This is a genomic window from Phormidium sp. CCY1219 (assembly GCF_055795085.1).
In genome coordinates, this window is the sequence record NZ_JAYFEQ010000758.1 from 1 (window position 1) to 3938 (window position 3938).

Consider the following 3938-nt stretch of genomic DNA (forward strand, 5'->3'; position numbering starts at 1 on the left):
CCCCCGCTATTCTTCCCGACACTGACCCTTCGGGTACAGTGCGGGGCTCCTAGCGGTTAAGCTAATATGAAGGATTGCCCCGGCTAAATTCAAGCAATTGTAATAAAACTTATAAAAAATCCCAATCTTTGATTAAGTTTTGTAAAAATGCACCCTGACAAGCAGGGAGTGTGGGGAGCGAACGCCTGCGGAGTGAAGGAAAGGGCGATCGGTCAGAGTGGCCTCCAGGGTGCGGTGCAGCAGAAACAGCCCAGAGGAGAAAGCACCGACAAGCAGGGAGCAAACCCCAACACCAGAAAGCCCCTAAGCCTTGTCCGTCGTTTCCGCCAGACTCGCTTCGAGCTTCAGACAATTGCGACCATCGATTTGCAAACTGTACTCCACCCGGTCCATCAGGCGATTCATAATCAGCCAACCATAGCCGCCATCGGGCATTTGTTCTGGCACCGGTGCCATATAAGTAGACAGATCGTAACCCTTACCGTGATCCCACACTTCCAGAGCGATATCGCGCTCCTTAACTTCCAGACGAATCAGCACGGGCAAATTAGGTTGTTCCCGGTGAGCGTGACGAACCACATTAGAATAAGCTTCTGCCAAAACCAGGCGCAAGCGATTCGACTGACGAGGCCAATCCACATTATCCCCGAGTTCCATTTCCAGGCAGCCCAACAGCCAATTTTCGACAATGCTCAAAAACCGCAAGTCGCTCGGTACGTGCAACTCAGTTCTCATTGATTACAGAACCTCCAGAGAAAGTATAGTTTGGTCATCTTCCTGCTCCTGAGCCAATTCGCGGACCCGAGCCAATAAATGTTCCAGTTCTAGCGGATCCGGTTCTTGAGTTAACAGCTTCCAGAGACCCTCTTGCTGGAGCATCGCGCCCTCATCGACTCCGAGATTCGAGTCTGGATTTGTAACCGTCGCCTCCGTCAGACCATCGCTAGTGAGCAGAAAAACGTCACCTGAATTTAACTCCAGAGTGCCCGTTTTTCCTCTCCACATCGGCAAGATTCCCAGAGGAATCCCGCGCGCTTTCAAGAAATTCGGTTCCACCTCTGAAGAAGAATTGGCCACAGAGCGGTGAGACCAGACGAGGGGATAAATATGTCCCGCATTGGCATAAGCCAACTCCCGAGTGGACGGACGATAGCGAGCCACAACCATCGTAATGAAACAGTTGTTGCCGATCAGGTCATCCGCCAACGCACTATTGAGATTGGTCATCACCGTTTCCGGTTCGGGGGAAATTTCTTGAGCCAGTTCTCGGCGCATCACCGAGATTGCACTGGCCATAAACAAAGCTGCAGGCACGCCCTTGCCCGACACATCTCCCACGGCGATCCAGATATCTCCTTGAGAATGGACGTACACCTCAAAGAAATCGCCGCCCACGGCGCGAGCGGGATAGCAACAGGCTTGCACCTTAGAGCTTTCCAGTTCTGGCCAACTTTGGCGCAGCAGATTGGTTTGAATTTGGCGAGCCACCTCTAGCTCAGCGAGCATTTGTTGAGCTTGCTGCTCGGTGCGCTGATAGAGTTTAGCTTGCGAGAGGGCCAGAGCGGCTTGCTCTGCCACGCCTTCAATCAATTGAATATCTTCTGGAGACCAACTATTCGCGCTGCCATCTTGGTAGACGGACATCACGGCGAGGAGGTCTTTTTGATAGCTCAGTGGCACCACCAACCGGGTGGTGTCCTGGCCGTTTTCTTCCTGCTGAACCAATTGAGTTTCGCGGTTTTCCAGGACGGCGTGCAGTAGGGATTCATCCTCCTGCAGGTCCTCCGGGTCAGCGGAATTGGGGGACACATAGGAGAAAGACTCTGGGGCGAGGCGATCGCTCTGTACCGGTCGCAGATTGCAACGACTGGCCTCAAAATTCTCCCCCACGGTTTCCACAATGGTCTGCAACATACTGCGATAATCCAACGACTCTCGAATCGCGCTCATCACCGCATTAAACAGGGCTTCGCGGCGCAACGAGCGACGCAGGATGTTCGTACTTTGCTTGACCACCTTATAAGTTTCCGCCGCCTGCTGAACCACCGATTTTAGTTCTTCAGGATTCCACGGCTTGGTGATGTATTTAAAGACTTGCCCGGAGTTAATCGCTTCTACCAGGTCTTCGACGTCGGTGTAGCCAGTCAATAAAATCCGAATCGTATCGGGAAACCGTTCTACGGTTTTACTGAGAAACTCCGTCCCGTTCATTTCTGGCATCCGCTGGTCCGAGATAATGACGGCCATCTCGCCTTTCTCGTCGAGAGTTTCGAGTGCTTTAAACGCACTCTCGGCTCGATAAACGTCAAATTCCCGCCGAAACGTCCGGTATAGCAAGTCTAGGTTGTCGATTTCGTCATCGACCACCATCAGTTTCAGCTTGCTCCCTTTTCCCCGACTCATGCAATACCCCACTTACAGGCTAATGGATTAAGTGTGACTTGCGCCCAAAGTAGCGCCCTTGTTGGACGGGCCGATCTTTTTCCGGTGCCCAACCGTTTGGGGCACCCCTGGCAAATCACGCTTTGGGTGGGCATTCCTTTCAAGACAAAAGTACCCCGCGATCGGCGCTCGCTAACGGGCAGACTCTGCTCAAATGAGCTTAACATAGCCAGCTTTCTGTTTAGCAGTGGGCTATCCCCTATGGTTTTCCCGGTTTCGGATCGGGTGAGCGACAAGAAATGCCGGATATTGGAGCTGCGGTTGGCAGGCTACCCTTGCCGAATGCCGTTTGAGCTTGCGCCACCTGCGTTGCACCCATAAGCGCAGATCCAGGCGGGGCACAGGCTGCGCCAAAGCCTAGCTTACCAGAGTCCGTGCCTTTTTGGCTTGGGCGTTTCCCGGTTTGGGGGATTTGGATCCGCTGCAGGGGGCTGAGGCGGATCCAATGCCTCGCCCGATCGCGGTTTTATCCCGCCCCACTGAGGCGCTCTGCGACTCTCAGTTTGGCCGATCGCGCCCGAGGATTACTGGCAATTTCTGCCTCTTTGGCCACGATCGGCTTTTTGGTCACTACAGTGAATCGCTCTTCACCGCGCAGTTGATGCTTCACCAACCGGTCTTCTAAGCTGTGAAAGCTAATCGCCACCAATCGCCCGCCCGGTTTCAGCCACCCGGGCGCTTTTTCTAAAAAACTTTCTAAACTGCTCAATTCGGCATTTACCGCAATCCGCAAGGCTTGAAATACCCGGGTGGCGGGATGAATTCTCCCATAGCGATAGCGGCGCGGCACGCTACCGCCGATCGCATAGGCAAGGTCGGTGGTGGTCTGAAACGGACGCTGCTGCACGATTTTGCGGGCGATCCCTCGGGAATATCTCTCCTCGCCATAGCGATAAAAAATATCCGCTAACTCCGCTTCGTCCCAGTGATTGACAATTTCGGCAGCAGTGAGGTCTTGGGCGCGATCCATCCGCATATCCAGGGGCGCTTCCTGGCGAAAGCTAAATCCGCGATCGGGCACATCCAACTGGGCGGAACTTACCCCTAAATCTGCGATCGCTCCATCAAACCGTTTCTCTCCCGGGTCGTATTCGGCAAAATTTCCCTGCCAAAATTCCACCGCATCGCCAAATTCCGCCAACTCGGCGCGCGCCGCCGCCAACGCCACTTCATCCCGGTCGATCGCGGTGACTTTCACCGAGGGGGCGGCTTGCAAAATCAGCCGCGAGTGCCCGCCACCCCCCACGGTGGCGTCTAAATAATGTCCCCCCGCCTGCACCGCTAGGCCCTCTACCACTTCCGCACTGAGAACCGGCACATGTGCAAACTGCGCCACCATTTCTGAATTCACCGAAACTCGATTATTGCCCACCTACCCAATCTCCCTATAATGATGAAAGAAAAGCAACAAAAATAAACATTTAGCTTCTCGGCGGGAAGCCCCGCGCTCTACCCGTGCTTGGTGAGCGTCGGGATGAGAGCCAGGGGAAATGGAG

The 3938-nt window shown here is 54.1% G+C and carries 3 protein-coding genes; all 3 read right to left on the reverse strand.

Annotated features, from left to right (window positions below):
- Positions 1-303: 303 nt before the first annotated feature.
- Positions 304-735 (reverse strand): ATP-binding protein, encoded by a 432-nt coding sequence (locus tag AC0QH1_RS22970; RefSeq protein ID WP_324633699.1) that lies wholly within the window; start codon positions 733-735, stop codon positions 304-306.
- A gap of 3 nt (positions 736-738) precedes the next feature.
- Positions 739-2403, reverse strand: a complete 1665-nt coding sequence (locus AC0QH1_RS22975) for a SpoIIE family protein phosphatase (RefSeq protein WP_324633700.1) — start codon at positions 2401-2403, stop codon at positions 739-741.
- A gap of 505 nt (positions 2404-2908) precedes the next feature.
- A complete protein-coding gene (gene rsmH / locus AC0QH1_RS22980) occupies positions 2909-3781 on the reverse strand; it encodes a 16S rRNA (cytosine(1402)-N(4))-methyltransferase RsmH (protein WP_324633701.1) in 873 nt (290 codons plus the stop codon).
- Between the last annotated feature and the right edge of the window lie 157 nt (positions 3782-3938).

Bases quoted from the DNA above. Each gene is read 5' to 3' on its own strand.
- AC0QH1_RS22970 (WP_324633699.1), bottom strand. From the start codon at position 735: ATGAGAACTGAGTTGCACGTACCGAGCGACTTGCGGTTTTTGAGCATT.
- AC0QH1_RS22975 (WP_324633700.1), bottom strand. From the start codon at position 2,403: ATGAGTCGGGGAAAAGGGAGCAAGCTGAAACTGATGGTGGTCGATGAC.
- rsmH (WP_324633701.1), bottom strand. From the start codon at position 3,781: ATGGTGGCGCAGTTTGCACATGTGCCGGTTCTCAGTGCGGAAGTGGTA.